Source organism: Roseomonas gilardii subsp. gilardii, assembly GCF_023078375.1.
Classification (GTDB): domain Bacteria; phylum Pseudomonadota; class Alphaproteobacteria; order Acetobacterales; family Acetobacteraceae; genus Roseomonas; species Roseomonas gilardii.
This window is the reverse complement of sequence record NZ_CP095554.1, coordinates 2,096,730-2,112,209: the sequence shown is the minus strand read 5'-3', so window position 1 is coordinate 2,112,209 and position 15,480 is coordinate 2,096,730. Positions and strand designations below refer to the sequence as shown.

Here is a 15,480-nt window from a genome sequence, read left to right as displayed (position 1 = left end):
CGGGACTGGGTTCTCGATGCCCGCTGGAACGCTCCCCGCCGGGCCACGGTTGCGAATCGTTCATGCGCGCCATGCGCGAAAACCCGCCCCCTTCGCACCAGCCGGCGATGGGGCGCGATAGGCCAACCCAGGGCTTCCGTGCCACTATGCCGGCGTGGCGCAAGGTGATCAGGAACGGCCCGGCCGGAAGGCACGGGGCATGGGAGGAAGGGCGGCGGGGCCATCGCATGTCCCGCGGCGCCCGCGCGAGATCCCGGCGGGCCCGGCACCGGATGCCGCCTCGCTGCGGGAGGCCGCGCTGAACCACCTGGCCCGCTTCGCCAGCACGGAAAGCAATCTGGTCCGCGTCCTCCAGCGGCGCGTCGCCCGCTGGGCGAAGCGCGCGGAGCAGGAGGGCCAGGCACCGGAAGACGTGGCCCGGCATGTGGCGGCGGCGCGGGAGAAGACGGCGCAGGTGGCGCGGGACATGGTGTCCGCCGGTGCGGTGGACGATGCCGCCTTCGCCGCCGCCCGGGCCCGGCGGCTGAGCCGGGCGGGGCGTTCCCGCCGCGCCGTGGCGGCGCATCTGGCGGCCAAGGGCGTGGCGGCGGAAACGGCGGGGGCGGCGCTGGAGGACAGTGCCGCCGACGAGCTCGACGCCGCACTGGCGCATCTGCGCCGCCGGCGGCAGGGCCCCTTCGCCCCCGGTGCCTCGGAGGAAGGCGCGGCGGACGAGGCAGCGCGGCTGAAGGCGCTGGGCGCCCTGGCCCGCGCCGGCTTCCCGCGCGACGTCGCCGAACGCGCGCTGGACCTTTCCCCCGAAGAGGCCACCGACCGCCTCCTCGCCGCGCGCCGCGACTGAGGCGGGCATGGCGGAACCGGCGAACGGCGCGGCCCCGCGCGCCCCTTTCACCCGGGAAGGCGTGCGGCGTGGGGGCCGGACCGCCTTGCCGCTGCTGATCGGCTACCTGCCCTTCGCCCTGGTGATCGGCGTGATCTCCCAGGGGCGCGGCCTGTCGCTGCTGGAAACCGGCCTGATGGGCGCCACGGTCTTCGCCGGCGCCTCGCAGCTCCTGGCGCTGGAACTCTGGAGCGATCCCGTGCCCGTGGTGGCGACGATGGTGGCCGCGCTGGTGGTGAACCTCCGTTTCCTGCCGATCACGGCCTCCCTGTCGCACTGGTTCGTGCGGCTGCGCGGCTGGCGCGTCTGGGGCACGCTGGCCACCGTCACCGACCATGCCCTGGCCTTTTCCGTCACCGAGGAGCGGGCGGGGCGGGTCGATGCCGGCTTCCTGCTCGGCCTCGGCCTCGTCACCTGGGTCGGCTGGGTTGCCTTCTGCATGGCCGGGCACATGCTGGGCAGCGCCGTGGTGCTGCCGCCGGGCCATGCGCTCTACTTCGCCTCCGTCTCGGCCTTCATCTCGCTGCTGGTGCCGCTCTGGCGCGGGTTGCGGCGGGACCTGCTGCCCTGGCTGCTGGCCGCCATCCTGTCGCTGGGGCTTTTCCTCCTCGGCATGCCGACACCCGTGCCGCTGCTGGCCGGCGCCCTCGGCGGCGCGTCCCTCGCGGCCTGGATGGCCACGCGCCACAGGATCGAGCCATGACCCACTCCCCCTGGCTGCTGCGCGGCGACGTGCTGATCGCCGTGCTGGGCATGGGCCTGGTCACCTTCCTGTGCCGGATCGGCGGCCATATCCTGCGCCAGGCGTTCCGTTTGCCGCCCTTCGTGGAAACCATGCTGCGGGAACTGCCCGGCCCGCTTTTCGTCGCCTATGTCGCACCCGCGCTCTGGATGCAGGGCCCCGCCGGGCTGGGCGGGGCGGCGCTGGCGGTGCTGGTGCAATGGCGGACGCGGCAGCTCGCCTTCTCCATCCCGGCCGGGGTGCTGGGCGTGGCGCTGGCGCGGGAGGCCGCCTGGGTGGTGGAACAGGGCGCCGGCCTCCTGGGATCCTGACCGGGAACCCGCCCCGGCCCGCCCGCGCGGGGTTCCGGCACCATCCTTGCTTGTCATTGCACCGCACAATACCTGAACGACACGGCCGGGAATAAGCAGGAGCCCCGCTTGCGCGTGCTGCTGGTGGATGACGAAGAGGACCGCGCGGCCACGGTCGGCGCCGGGCTGACGGCCGCGGGCTGCACGGTGGTGGCGGTGGCGCCGGACGCGACACGGCTGACCGACCGGGTGCGGGAAAGCGGCGCCGATGTCATCGTCTGCGCGCTGGACGATCCGTCCCGCGACGCGCTGGAAAGCATGGGCGCGCTGCACCGGGACGAGCCGCGCCCGGTGGTGGTCTTCGCCGCGCGCGGCGACACCGAGCAGATCCAGGCGGCGCTGGAGGCCGGCGTGGCCGCCTATGTGGTGGAGGGCCTGTCGCCGGAACGCGTTCGCCCCGTCATAGAGGTCGCCATCCTGCGCTTCCGCGCGCATCAGGCCCTCCGGCGGGAGCTGGAGGAGGCACGGGCCAGCCTGGAGGAACGCAAACTGATTGACGGTGCCAAGCTGCGGCTCATGCAACGGGCGAAGCTGAGCGAACCGGAGGCCCATAAGCGCCTGCGCCGCATGGCCATGGAACGGCGGATCAGGCTGGTCGATCTCGCGACAGAAATTATGAGTATTTCATAGGCAATAGCATATTTTTTGTTCTTTTTGCGGCAGAACGCTCACTTTATGATCCTTTTCTTTCCATAAATCTTTTGCATTGTGCCTTGTGCCCGTGATCTAAGCATTCCTTACCGGGGCCACGCCCAATGATGCGCGCGGCACGTCAACCCGGATCGAGACTGCGATCCAAGGGCGGATCGCCAGCCACCCCGCCAGGGGTCCGGATCCGATCCGCGTGCCTGCCGACACCCTTTCCCCTCCCCGTCCTGTCCTGTTGCGCGAGCAGGGTTCCGGCCTGCTCCGGCTGGGCTTCGTGCCGCTGGCCGATGCCGCGCCGCTGCTGGTGGCGCAGGAGCTGGGCATGTTCGCCGCCGCCGGACTGCGGGTCGCCCTCTCGGCAGAGACCTCCTGGGCGGCGGTGCGCGACAAGATCGCCTTTGGCGGGCTGGATGCGGCGCACCTGCTCGGCCCGATGCCGATCGCGCTGGCCTGTGGCCTGGGCGGTGTGCGGCGCCGGCTGGTGGTCGGCGCCGGGCTGGGGCTGAACGGCAACCGGCTGGTCCTGTCCAATGCCCTGGCCGCGAGGCTCGATCCGGCTGCCGCTCCCCTGACGCCCGACGGTTTCGCGGCGCTGGTGCGAGGGCTGGAGGCGCCGCCGCGCATCGCCGTGGTGTTCCCCTTCTCATCCCACAACTACCTGCTGCGCCACTGGGTGGCGCTGGGCGGCCTCGATCCCGATCGCGACCTGCGTCTCTCCGTCCTGCCGCCCTCCCTAGCCGGCGAGGCGCTGGAGGCGGGGGAGATCGACGGCTTCTGCGCCGGCGAGCCCTGGGGCAGCCAGGCGGCGATGCGCGGCGCCGGCCGCATCGTGCTGAGCACCGGCGAGATCTGGGCGGGCCATCCCGAGAAGGTGCTGGCCTTCTCCGAGGAATTCGTCGCCACACGGCACGGGGATGCCGTGGCCTGCACCGCGGCCGTGATCGCCGCCGCGCGCTGGCTGGACGATCCCGCGAACCGCGACGACGCCGTCGCCATCCTGCGCGGCCACGCCTTTCCGGGCCTGGCGCCCGAAAGCATCGCCTTCGCCCTGGATGGAGTGCTGCCGGATGGCCGCGCCTTGCCGGAGGATGCCCGGTTGCGCTTCCGCCCCGCCACCTTGCCACGCACCGGGAGCGCGCGCTGGTGGCTGCGCCAGATGCGGCGCTGGGGGCACCTCCCGGCCAATGCCGAGGAGGCCGAAGCCCTCGCGCCCTATGACGACGGCCTGTGGCGCGAAGCCGCCGCCCGTCTCGCCGAACCCGAACCTGCCCCCATCCGCCCGGAGCCCCAGGCATGACGAAAAATGGCATGACGATCTCGCGCCGCGCCGCCCTTTCGGCCACCGCCGCCCTCCTCGCCGCCGCCCGCGCCGCCACGCCGCGCGGCGCCTTCGCCCAGGGCTCGACCATGCCCGAGGTGACGAAGGCCACGCTGGGCTACATCGCGCTCACCGACTCCGCGCCGCTGATCGTGGCCAAGGAGAAGGGCCTCTTCGCCAAATACGGCATGCCGGAGGTCGAGGTGGTGAAGCAGGCCTCCTGGGGCGCCACGCGCGACAACCTCGTGCTCGGCGGCGGGGCCGGCGGCATCGACGGCTCGCATCTGCTGACGCCGATGGCCTATCTGCTGCAGGCCGGGAAGATCACGCAGAACAGCCAGCCGCTGCCGATGCACATCCTGGCGCGGCTGAACACCAACGGCCAGGGCCTCTCCGTTGCCGCGAAGCACAAGGGCGCCACGATCGACGCCGCCGCGCTGAAGGGCGTGCTGACGCCGGACAGCAAGGTCGCCATGACCTTCCGCGGCGGCACGCACGACCTGTGGCTCCGCTACTGGCTCGCCGCCGCGGGCATCGACCCGGAGAAGGACGCGCAGACCATCGTGGTGCCGCCGCCGCAGATGGTGGCGAACATGAAGGTCGGCACCATGGATGCCTTCTGCGTTGGCGAGCCCTGGCCGGCCCAGACGGTGAACCAGAAGCTCGGCTACACCGCCGCCGTCACCGGCGAACTGTGGAAGGACCACCCGGAGAAGGCCTTCGCCCTGCGCGCCGACTGGGTGGCCGCGCATCCGAAGGCGGCGGAGGCGCTGACCGCCGCCGTGATCGAGGCGCAGCGCTGGTGCGACGCCGACGCCAACAAGGCGGAGATGTGCGCCATCCTCAGCAAGCGCGCCTGGTTCAACGTGCCGGTCGCCGACATCCTGGAGCGTTCGCGCGGCAACATCGACTATGGCGACGGACGCAAGGCCGAGAACTCGCCGCTGCTGATGAAGTTCTGGCGCGACAACGCTTCCTTCCCCTTCGCCAGCCACGACCTGTGGTTCCTCACAGAGGATATCCGCTGGGGCGTGCTGCCGGAGAACACGGACACGAAGGCGCTGGTGAAGCAGGTGAACCGCGCCGACCTGTGGCGCGCCGCCGCCGCCCGCGCCGGCGTGCCGAATGCCGAGGCGCCGGAGGGCGACAGCCGTGGCGTCGAGAGCTTCTTCGACGGCAAGCGCTTCGATCCGGAGAATCCGCGCGCCTATCTCGACCTCTCCATCAAGAAGCTGGCCGGAGCCTGAGCCCGATGAACGCCGTGACCCCGATCAAGGGCGTACCCGCCGGTGGCTCCACCACCGCGCCGCCCGAGTTCCGCCGGCCCTCTGCCCTGGCGCTGAGGGTGCGCCATGTCGCGCAGCGCGTCCTGCCGCCGCTGATCGTGCTGCTGCTGCTGGGCCTGGTCTGGCAGGTGCTGTGCTCGCAGCCCGGCGCCACCCTGCCCTCCCCCACCAAGGTCTGGTCGGACAGCCATGACCTGATCGTCGATCCCTTCTTCGACCGCGGCGGGCTGGACAAGGGCCTGTTCTGGCACCTCGCTGCCTCGCTGTCGCGCGTCGCCATGGGCTTCTCCATCGCCGTGGTGGTGGGCATCGCCACGGGGATGCTGATCGGCACCTCGGACTTCGCCATGCGCGGCCTGGACCCGCTGTTCCAGGTGCTGCGCACCGTGCCGCCGCTGGCCTGGCTGCCGCTCAGCCTCGCCGCCTTCCGCGAGGCGCAGCCCTCGGCGATCTTCGTGATCTTCATCACCTCGGTCTGGCCGATCATCATCAACACCGCCGTCGGCGTGCGCAACGTGCCGGCCGACTACCGCAACATCGCGCGGGTGCTGCGGATGAGCCTGCCTGACTGGTTCCTGCGCATCGTCATCCCTTCCGCCGCGCCCTATATCTTCACCGGGCTGCGCATCGGCGTCGGCCTCTCCTGGCTCGCCATCATCGCGGCGGAGATGCTGATCGGCGGCGTCGGCATCGGTTTCTTCATCTGGGATGCCTGGAACTCCTCCAACCTCTCGGACATCATCGTGGCGCTGGTCTATGTCGGCGTGGTCGGCTTCCTGCTCGACCGCCTCGTCGCCCTGATCGGCCGCCTCGTCACCCGCGGCACCGCTGCGGCCTGAAGGAAGCGACCGGCATGACCATCACACAGACGCAGACCCAGGTGCAGGGCAAGGCTCCGCACGCCCCGGCCTTCCTGGAGATCTCCCGCCTCTCCATTCGCTTCGGCACCAACATCCCGGTGCTGAGCAATGTGGACCTGCGCATCGCGAAGGGCGAGTACATCTCGGTCATCGGCCATTCCGGCTGCGGCAAGTCCACACTGCTGAACGTGGTGGCGGGGCTGCTGCCCGCCTCGCTCGGCGGCGTGGTGCTGGAGGGCCGAGAGGTCAGCCAGCCCGGGCCGGACCGTGCCGTGGTGTTCCAGAACCACAGCCTGCTGCCCTGGCTCACCTGCTACGAGAATGTGCGCCTCGCCGTGGACCGCACGGTGGGGCGGAAGATGTCGCGCGCCGAGCGGCACGACTGGACCCTGGAGAATATCGAGCTGGTCCGCATGACGCATGCGAAGGACCGGCGCCCGGCCGAGATCTCCGGCGGCATGAAGCAGCGTATCGGCATCGCCCGGGCGCTGTCCATGAAGCCCTCCGTGCTGCTGCTCGATGAACCCTTCGGCGCGCTGGACGCGCTCACGCGCTCGCATCTGCAGGACCAGGTGATGGACATCCATGCCCGGCTCGGCACCACGGTGATGATGATCACCCATGACGTGGACGAGGCGGTGCTGCTGTCCGACCGCATCGTGATGCTGACCAACGGCCCGAATGCCCAGGTGGGCGAGGTGCTGCCGGTGGAACTGCCGCGCCCGCGCGACCGGCTGGCGCTGGCCTCCGCCCCGAACTTCCTCCAGGCCCGCGAGGCGGTGCTGCGCTTCCTGCACGAGCGCCACTCCATCCCGGCCCAGGCGGCGCACTGAGGGAAGCCGGGGCGATGCGGGTCGTCGTGATCGGGGCCGGGCCGGCGGGCGCCCGGGTGGCGGAACGGGTAGCGCAGCGCCTGCCCGGCGCCAGGGTGACGCTGTTCGGGGATGAGCGTGCCCTGCCCTATGACCGCGTGGCGCTGGGCCGCGTGCTGTCGGGCAAGGACGAGCCGCCGGCGCTGATCACCCATCCGCGGGAGCGTCTGCGCGAACTCGGCATCCGCTTCCGCCCCGGCACGCGTATCGCCGCCATCGACCGCGCGGCGCGGGAGGTGGTGACGGAGAAGGGCGAGCGCGTCGGCTATGACCGGCTGGTCCTCGCCACCGGTTCGCGCGCCGTGCGCCTGCCCCTGCCGGGTGCCGGCCTGCCCGGCGTCTTCCTCTACCGCACCCTGGACGACGTGCAGGCCATGCTGCGCCTCGCCCGGAGCGGCGTCCGCCATGCCGCGGTGATCGGCGCCGGGCTGCTGGGGCTGGAGGCCGCCGACTGCCTCGCCCGGCAGGGGCTGAAGGTCACGGTGGTGCATCCGCTGGGCTGGCCGATGGAACGGCAGCTCGACGCCACGGCGGGCGGGCTGCTGACCGGCTGGCTGCGCCGGGGCGGCATCGACTTCGCCATGCCCGCCGCCACCGCGGCGATCGAGGGGCAGGACCGGGCCACGGGCCTGCGCCTCGCGGATGGCCGGCTGATCCCGGCGGAAATCGTGGTGCTGGCGGTCGGCGTGAGGCCCGATCCCTCGCTCGCCGCCGCCGCCGGCCTGCCGGTCAACCGCGCCATCCTGGTGGACGACGCGATGCGGACCGAGGACCCGGCGATCCATGCCGTGGGCGAATGCGCCGAGCACAACGGCGCCGTGATCGGCCTCGTTGCCCCGGCGCTGGCCATGGCGGAAACCGCCGCCGCCGCCATCGCGGGCGAGGTTGGCGCCTATGCCCCCCGCCCCGACGCGGCGGCGTTGAAGATCTCCGGCGTCGCGGTCTGGTCGGGCGGACAGGTCGCGCCGCCCGATACCGAGGCCATCACCTTCCACGATCCCACCTCCGGCCATTTCCGCCGCCTCTGGCTGCGCGACGGCCGCCTCGTCGGCGCCGTGCTCTACGGCGATGCCGGGGATTCCGCCTTCTATCTCGACCTCATCACCAGCGGCCGGCCGGTGGGGCCGGACCGCGCGGGTCTGGTGCTGGGCCCGGACTATCTGGAGCGCGCGGCATGAGCGAGCAGTTCACCGACGAGCAGCAGAGCTACCTCAAGGGCTTCATGGCGGGCGTCGAGGCCCGGCGCGGCGTCCTCGCCCCCGCCGGAAGCGGCGCCGGCGGAACCGTGCCCGCCGATGCGATGCGCGCGGCGCAGGATGCCGCCGTCGCCAGGGGCGGCAAGCTGACAGCCGAGGAGAAGGCCAAGCGCGAGAAGCACCCGCTGGACCGCTGGGACGAGGTCGTGGCGCGCGCGGAGCAGGGCAAGTTCCCGCACGGCGTGGACAACCTGCTGACCCGCTGGCACGGGCTCTTCTTCGTCGGGCCGACGCAGGACGCCTTCATGTGCCGGCTGCGCATCCCCGGCGGCTACATCACCACCCACCAGTTCCGCGGCATCGCCGCGATCGCCGAGGAATGCGGCGGCGGCTATGCCGACGTCACCAACCGCTGCAACCTGCAGATCCGCATGATCCCGGCTGCCAGGGGGCCGGAGGTGATCGAGCGGCTGGGCGAGATCGGCATCCTGCCCAAGGGCACCGGGGCGGACAATGTCCGCAACATCTCCGCCACCCCCACGGCGGGGATCGACCCGCACGAGATCATCGATGTCCGCCCCGTGGTACGGGCGCTGCACTTCCACATCCTGCACACGCGCGACCTGTTCGGCCTGCCGCGCAAGTTCAACATCTCCTTCGACGGCGGCGGCCGCATCCCGGTGCTGGAGGACACGGCGGATGTCGCCTTCACCGCCGTGCGGGTGGAGGGCGAGCCGATGTTCCGCCTGGCGCTGGGCGGCATCACCGGCCACAAGGACTTCGCCCGCGACACCGGCGTGGTGCTACCGCCGGGCGACGCGGTGAAGGTGTCCGACGCCATCCTGCGCGTCTTCATCGCGCATGGCGACCGCACGGACCGCAAGAAGGCGCGGCTGAAATACGTGCTCGATGCCTGGGGCTTCGACAGGTTCATCGCCGAGGTCGAGACGCAGCTCGGCCGCCCGCTGCGCCGGGCGGAGAACATCGTGGACTTCTCCGCGCAGGAGAGGCACGGCCATCTCGGCGTGCATGACCAGAAGCAGGAAGGGCTGCAGTATATCGGCCTGACCCTGCCGATGGCGCGCGTGACGGCGGAGCGCATGCGCGGCATCGCCGCCATCGCCGAGCGCCACGGCTCCGGCAACCTGCGCCTGACGCCCTGGCAGAACATCCTGATCATCGACATCCCGCGCGGGGCGATGCCGCAGGTGCAGGCGGAGATCGCAGCACTTGGCCTGGGCTGGGAGGCGAGCCATATCCGCGGCGGCCTCGTCGCCTGCACCGGCGCGGCGGGCTGCAAGTTCGCGGCCAGCCACACCAAGCAGCACGGCGCGGCGCTGACCGACTATCTTGATGCGCGCATCACCGTGCCGCAGCCGGTGAACATCCACCTCACCGGCTGCCACAACTCCTGCGCCCAGCACTATATCGGCGATATCGGCCTGATCGGCGCCAAGGTGGAGCGCGGCGAGGAGGAGGTCGAGGGCTATGACCTGCATGTCGGCGGCGGCGCCGGGTCGCAGCAGCGCATCGGCCGGCTGATCCGCCCGAAGGTCGCGCATGACGAGCTTGGCCCGATGGTGCTGAACCTGCTGCGCGCCTGGGTCGAGGAAGACCCGGAAGCCTCCTTCCACGATTTCACCGCCCGGCATGACGAGGCCGCGCTGCGCGCCATCGCCGAGGCCCGCCAGACGGAGAGCGCCGCGTGAACGCCCTCGCCCCCCAAGGCTTACCCCAGGGCTTCGGCCAGCCCGCCCCCGTGCCGCTGATCCCCGACAGCGCGCCTTTCAGCCCCGTCCAGCGTGCCTGGCTGAACGGCTTCCTCGCCGGCCTCTATGGCGGCGCCACGGAGAACATGTCCCAGCCCGCGGCGCCGGAGGAGGAAGAGGACTTCCCCTGGCACGACCCGGCGCTGGGGATGGAGGAGCGGCTGAAGCTCGCCGAGGGCCGGCCGCAGCCGCGCCGCCTGATGGCCGCCATGGCGCAGCTCGATTGCGGCCAGTGCGGCTATGTCTGCCAGAGCTATGCCGAGGCGCTCGCCGCCGGCACGGAAAGCTCGCTCGGCCTCTGCGTGCCCGGCGGCAAGGCGACGCAGAAGATGCTGAAGGCACTGCTGGCCGAGGCTCCTGCCGCCGTGCCGAAGGCGGCGCCGAAGCCCAGGGGCCCATCCCTGGTGCCGATCCGCCTGCGCGGCGCCCGCCGCCTCACCGGCCCGGGCTCGGCCAAGGATGTGCGCAACGTGGTGCTGGAGCTGGAGGGCAGCGGGCTGCACTATCTGCCCGGCGACAGCCTCGGCCTGCTGGCGCCCAATGATCCGGCGCTGGTGGAGGCCTGCATCGCCGCGCTCGGCGCCACGGGCGAGGAGGCCGTGCCCTGCCCGGATGGCGAAAGCCGCCCGCTGCGCGAGGCCTTCGCGCTGCATCTCGCCATCGCCCGCCCGCTCGACCGCACGCTGGACCTTCTGGCCGGCGCGGCGAAGCACCCGAAGGATGCCGCCGCGCTGCGCCGGCTGGCGGAGGGCGAGGATGGCGCCGAGCCCGCCGATGCCGACCTGCTGGACCTGCTGGAGCACTTCCCCTCCGCCCGCCCGCCGCTGGCCGATCTCGCCGCCTCCCTGCCCGGGCTGAAGCCGCGGCTCTATTCCATCGCCTCCTCCCCGCTCGCCGTGCCGGGCCAGGTGGAGCTCTGCGTCAGCGTGGTGCGCACGCCGCGCCGCGGGCGGGTGCGGGACGGCGTGGCCTCGGCGCATCTGGGCTTCCGCGCCCTGCCGCTCGCCGAGGGCGGCGCCCATGCCAAGCCGCATGACATCGAGCGCGTGCTGCCCGAATGCGTGCCGCTGCCCGCGCATATGCAGGAAAGCCATTTCCGCCTGCCGGAGGACCCCACCGTGCCGGTCGTCATGTGCGGTCCCGGCACCGGCATCGCGCCCTTCCGGGCCTTCCTGCAGCATCGCGCGGCGCAGGGCATCAAGGGGCGCACCTGGCTCTTCTTCGGCGACCAGCACGAGGCCACGGATTTCCTGTTCCGCGAGGAGATCGAGGCATGGCAGCGCGACGGCACGCTGGAGCGCCTCTCCCTCGCCTGGTCGCGCGACCAGAAGCGGAAGGTCTATGTCCAGGACCGCATGAAGGAGCAGGGCGCCGATCTCTGGCGCTGGCTGCAGGATGGCGGCCGCTTCTACATCTGCGGCGATGCCACGCGCATGGCCAGGGATGTGGACACGGCGCTGCGCGACATCGCCATGTCGCAGGGCGGCATGGATGCCGACGCGGCGCGCGACTGGATCGTCGCCCTGGCGCGGCAGGGCCGCTACCTGCGGGACGTGTACTGAGATGCGGGCCACCCGCACCACCTGCCCCTATTGCGGCGTCGGCTGCGGCGTACTGGCAAAGCCGGACGGCAGCCCGGTCGCGGGCGATGCGGCGCATCCGGCAGGTGGCGGTCGGCTTTGCTCCAAGGGTTCCGCTCTCGCCGAGACGACCGGCCTCGCGGACCGGCTGCTGCATCCGGAGGTCAATGGCCGGCGTGCCTCCTGGGACGCCGCGCTGGACGCGGTGGCGGAAGGCTTCCGCCGCACCCTGGCCGAGCGCGGGCCGGAGGGCACGGCGCTCTATGTCTCGGGGCAGTTGCTGACCGAGGACTACTACGCCGCCAACAAGCTGGCGAAGGCGGTGCTGGGCACGGCGAATATCGACAGCAATTCGCGCCTCTGCATGGCCAGCGCGGTCGCCGCCCATACCCGCGCCTTCGGCGAGGACCTCGTCCCCGGCATCTACGAGGACCTGGAACTGGCTGATCTCGTGGTGCTGGTCGGCAGCAACCTCGCCTGGTGCCATCCGGTGCTCTACCAGCGCCTTGCCGCCGCCCGCGCGGCACGGCCGGAGATGAAGCTGGTCGTGCTCGATCCGCGCCGCACCGCGAGTTGCGAGGGCGCCACGCTGCACCTGCCGCTGCGCCCCGGCAGCGATGTCGCGCTCTTCGCCGCGCTGCTGGTGCATTTGCACGACCAGGGCTTTGCCGACAGCGACTTCCTCGCCGCCCGCACGGAGGGGCTGGACGCGGCCCTGGAAGCTGCGCGTCCGGTGGCGGCACGGGCAGCGGATCTCACCGGCCTCGCTCCACCGCTGATCGCGGCCTTCTGTGACCTCTTCGCGCGGCACCCGAAGGTGGTGACGCTCTGGAGCCAGGGCGTGAACCAGTCCAGCGCCGGCACCGACAAGGCCAACGCGCTGATCAACTGCCACCTCCTCGCCGGCCGCATCGGCGCGCCGGGCATGGGGCCCTTCAGCATCACTGGCCAGCCCAACGCCATGGGCGGGCGCGAGGTCGGGGCGCTGGCCACCATGCTCGCCGCGCATCTGCGCTGGGACCGGCCCGAGGAGGTGGCGCTGCTGCGCGACTACTGGCGCGCCCCGGCCCTGCCCTCGAAGCCGGGGCTGAAGGCGGTGGACCTGTTCGAGGCGCTGGGGGCCGGGCGCATCGGTGCGCTCTGGGTGATGGGCACCAACCCCGCCGTCTCCCTGCCGCGCGGCGATGCGGTGCGCGCGGCGCTGCGCGGCGCGCCCTTCCTGGTCGTGTCGGAGAACTCCTGGCGCGCCGAGACGCTGGACATGGCGCATGTGCGCCTGCCCGCCCTGTCCTGGGGGGAGAAGGACGGCACCGTGACCAACAGCGAGCGCGTCATCAGCCGCCAGCGCCGCTTCCTGCCGCCGCCCGGCGAGGCGCGGCCGGACTGGTGGATCGTTGCCCAGGTGGCGAGGCGCCTGGGCCATGACGGCTTCGCCTGGAACGGTCCGGCCGACATCTTCCGCGAGCACGCCACCCTGTCCGGCCTCGGCAACGGCGGCACGCGCCGCTTCGACATCTCGGGCCTCGCCGCGCTGGACGATGCCGGCTACGAGGCCCTGGAACCGACCCGCTGGCCCTGCCCGGCGGAGGGCCCCGCCCCGGCCCGCCTGCTCGGCCCCGGGGACCCGCTGGCCCACCGGCTGCGCTTCGTCGCCACCCCCTTCCGTGCCCCCGCCGAGAGCGTTTCCGCCGGTTTCCCACTGCGCCTGATGACCGGGCGGCTGCGCGACCAGTGGCACACCATGACCCGCACCGGCACCGTGCCGCGCCTGATGGCCCAGGCGCCGGAACCGATGCTGACCCTGAACCCCGGTGACGCGCCTGCCCCCGAGGGCAGCCTGGTGCGGGTGGAAAGCCCGCATGGCACGGCGGTGCTGCGGCTGAAGCTCGACCCCGGGATGCAGCCCGGATGCGGCTTCGTGCCGATGCACTGGACGGCCCGCTTCGCCCCGGCGGCGCGGATCAATGCGGGCATGGGCGGCACGCCCGACCCGGTGAGCGGACAGCCCGAGCTCAAGCACGTCCCCTTCCGCGCCCGCCCCTTCGCGGCCGGCTGGCACGGCTTCCTGATCACCCGGCAGAATCACGGCACCGATCTCGCCCTCTGGTGCGCCGTGGCGCCGGTCGAGGGCGGCTGGCGCCACGAGCTGGCGGGGCAGGACAGCCCCGCCGAAGCCTTCGCCCGCCTTCGCGCCCTGTTGCCGGAGGGGGAATGGATGCTGCTGGAGGATGCCGCCGCCGGGCTGCACCGCGCCGTGCTGGCCAAGGGCGACAGGCTGGTCGCGGCCATCGCCGTGGCGCCGGGGCCGGTGCTGCCGCCGCGCGACTGGCTGGCCTCGCTGCTGACCGGCGGCGTGCCGGAAACCCGCCGCGCCGCGCTGCTGGCCGGGCGCCCCTTGGGCGGGCCGCCGCCCTCCCCCACCATCTGCGTCTGTCACGGCGTGCGGGAGGACGCTATATGCGGGGCGATCCGCGCCGGGGCCTGCAGTGTCGCGGCGGTCGGCGAGGCCACGCGCGCCGGCACCAATTGCGGCGCCTGCCGCCCCGAGATCGCCGCGCTGCTCGCCCGTCTCCAGGCGGAAGCCCCGGCCGCGGAAAGCCCTGTTCCGGAACCGGCCTGATGCGTCATTTCCCTGCCTTTCTCGATCTCCGCGGCCGGCTGGTCCTGCTGCTCGGGGAAGGCGAGGCGCTGGAGGCCAAGGCGGCCCTCGCCCGTGCCGCCGGGGCAGAATTCCGCGAGGCGAGGCGCTTCCATCCCGGCCTGCTCGACGGCTGCGCCGCCGCCTTCGCCGCCGGGGCGCCGGAGGAGGATCTGCGCGCCCTTTCGGAATCCGCCCGCGCCCGTGGCGTGCCGGTCAATGTGGTGGACCGGCCGGAGCTCTGCTCCTTCATCACCGGCGCCATCGTCGACCGCGATCCGGTGACCATCGGCATCTCCACCGGCGGCGCCGCGCCCGTGCTGGCACGCCTGCTGCGGCAGCGGATCGAGACGGTGCTGCCGCCCGGCCTCGCCCGGCTCGGCGCCCTGGCCGAACGCTTCAAGGACCTCGCCCGCCGCGCCCTGCCCGAGACCGGCGCCCGCAGGCGTTTCTGGGAACGGATGCTGACCGGGCCGGAGGCCGACCTCGCCCTGGCCGGACGCACGGCGGAGGCCGAGACCGCCGTCGCCGCTGCGCTGGAACAGGCCGATGCCGGGCCGCACGGCTTCGTGCATCTCGTCGGCGCCGGTCCGGGCGCGGCGGATCTGCTGACGCTGCGGGCCCTGCGCGTGCTGGGGGAGGCCGATGTCATCGTGCATGACCGGCTGGTGCCGGAGGAGGTGCTGGACCTCGCCCGGCGCGACGCGCGGCGCATCTTCGTCGGCAAGGCGCGTTCCAACCACTGCGTGCCGCAGGACCGGATCAACGAGCTGCTGGTGTCCCTCGCCCGCGACGGCAAGCGCGTGGTGCGGCTGAAGGGCGGCGATCCCTTCGTCTTCGGCCGTGGCGGCGAGGAAGCGGAGGCGCTGGACGCCGCCGGCATCCCGCACGCCACCGTGCCCGGCATCACCGCCGCCCTGGCCTGCGCCGCCGGGGCTGGCATTCCCCTCACCCATCGCGACTGCGCCCAGGCCCTGGTGCTCGCCACCGGCCATACCCGCAACGGGGATGTCAGGCTGGATTTCGCCGCCCTGGCCCGGCCCGGCCATACGCTGGCGATCTACATGGGCGTCGTCACCCTGCCCCGCATCCGCGACGGGCTGCTGGCGGCCGGGCTCGACCCCGCCACCCCGGCGGCGCTGATCGAGAATGGCGGGCGGGACAGCCAGCGCGTGCTGACCGGCACCCTGCCGGAACTGGCGGCGCAGGGCCCGGGCTGGAGCCAGGGCGGCCCCGCCCTGCTGATCGTGGGCGAGGCGGTGTTACGCCGCGTCGGCCGGTGAGGCGGGGAAAGGAGTTCCGACGACTGCGCTTCACGTTCGCCGCTCCGCTGTCCCGGGG

Annotated in this window: 13 protein-coding genes; all 13 read left to right on the top strand. The window is 72.6% G+C overall.

What is annotated here, in order from left to right; translation table 11 throughout:
- Positions 1 to 199 precede the first annotated feature (199 nt).
- Positions 200 to 841 (top strand): RecX family transcriptional regulator, encoded by a 642-nt coding sequence (locus tag MVG78_RS09365; RefSeq protein WP_247550922.1) that lies wholly within the window; start codon positions 200 to 202, stop codon positions 839 to 841.
- A 7-nt stretch (positions 842 to 848) separates the two neighbouring features.
- Positions 849 to 1,583 (top strand): AzlC family ABC transporter permease, encoded by a 735-nt coding sequence (locus MVG78_RS09360; protein ID WP_247550920.1) that lies wholly within the window; start codon positions 849 to 851, stop codon positions 1,581 to 1,583.
- On the top strand, positions 1,580 to 1,933 hold the full coding sequence (locus MVG78_RS09355; protein WP_247550918.1) for an AzlD family protein: 354 nt from the start codon (positions 1,580 to 1,582) through the stop codon (positions 1,931 to 1,933). Before MVG78_RS09360 ends, MVG78_RS09355 begins: the two co-directional genes overlap by 4 nt.
- A 114-nt stretch (positions 1,934 to 2,047) precedes the next feature.
- Complete coding sequence (locus MVG78_RS09350; protein ID WP_247560370.1) at positions 2,048 to 2,602, top strand: ANTAR domain-containing response regulator; 555 nt, start codon at positions 2,048 to 2,050, stop codon at positions 2,600 to 2,602.
- Between the two features lie 214 nt (positions 2,603 to 2,816).
- The gene (locus tag MVG78_RS09345) at positions 2,817 to 3,917 is read left to right on the top strand and encodes a CmpA/NrtA family ABC transporter substrate-binding protein (RefSeq protein ID WP_247550916.1); all 1,101 of its coding nucleotides are present in this window, start codon (positions 2,817 to 2,819) and stop codon (positions 3,915 to 3,917) included.
- Positions 3,918 to 3,928: 11 nt separating this feature from the next.
- Positions 3,929 to 5,185 (top strand): CmpA/NrtA family ABC transporter substrate-binding protein, encoded by a 1,257-nt coding sequence (locus tag MVG78_RS09340; RefSeq protein WP_247550914.1) that lies wholly within the window; start codon positions 3,929 to 3,931, stop codon positions 5,183 to 5,185.
- Positions 5,186 to 5,190: 5 nt separating this feature from the next.
- Positions 5,191 to 6,063 carry a nitrate ABC transporter permease gene (gene ntrB / locus MVG78_RS09335; protein ID WP_247550912.1) on the top strand — a complete coding sequence of 291 codons (873 nt, stop codon included), beginning with the start codon at positions 5,191 to 5,193 and terminating at the stop codon, positions 6,061 to 6,063.
- A gap of 14 nt (positions 6,064 to 6,077) precedes the next feature.
- Positions 6,078 to 6,917 carry an ABC transporter ATP-binding protein gene (locus MVG78_RS09330; protein WP_247550910.1) on the top strand — a complete coding sequence of 280 codons (840 nt, stop codon included), beginning with the start codon at positions 6,078 to 6,080 and terminating at the stop codon, positions 6,915 to 6,917.
- 14 nt (positions 6,918 to 6,931) lie between these two features.
- The gene (locus MVG78_RS09325; protein ID WP_247550908.1) at positions 6,932 to 8,134 is read left to right on the top strand and encodes an NAD(P)/FAD-dependent oxidoreductase; all 1,203 of its coding nucleotides are present in this window, start codon (positions 6,932 to 6,934) and stop codon (positions 8,132 to 8,134) included.
- On the top strand, positions 8,131 to 9,861 hold the full coding sequence (locus MVG78_RS09320) for a NirA family protein (protein WP_247550906.1): 1,731 nt from the start codon (positions 8,131 to 8,133) through the stop codon (positions 9,859 to 9,861). Before MVG78_RS09325 ends, MVG78_RS09320 begins: the two co-directional genes overlap by 4 nt.
- Before the next feature lie 50 nt (positions 9,862 to 9,911).
- On the top strand, positions 9,912 to 11,483 hold the full coding sequence (locus MVG78_RS09315; protein ID WP_247550904.1) for a sulfite reductase subunit alpha: 1,572 nt from the start codon (positions 9,912 to 9,914) through the stop codon (positions 11,481 to 11,483).
- 1 nt (position 11,484) lies between these two features.
- Entirely contained in the window at positions 11,485 to 14,121 is a 2,637-nt protein-coding gene (locus MVG78_RS09310; protein WP_247560237.1) for a nitrate reductase, read from the top strand.
- On the top strand, positions 14,121 to 15,422 hold the full coding sequence (gene cysG, locus MVG78_RS09305; RefSeq protein WP_247560235.1) for a siroheme synthase CysG: 1,302 nt from the start codon (positions 14,121 to 14,123) through the stop codon (positions 15,420 to 15,422). The genes MVG78_RS09310 and cysG overlap by 1 nt, the downstream gene beginning before the upstream one ends.
- The last annotated feature ends 58 nt before the right edge of the window (positions 15,423 to 15,480 follow it).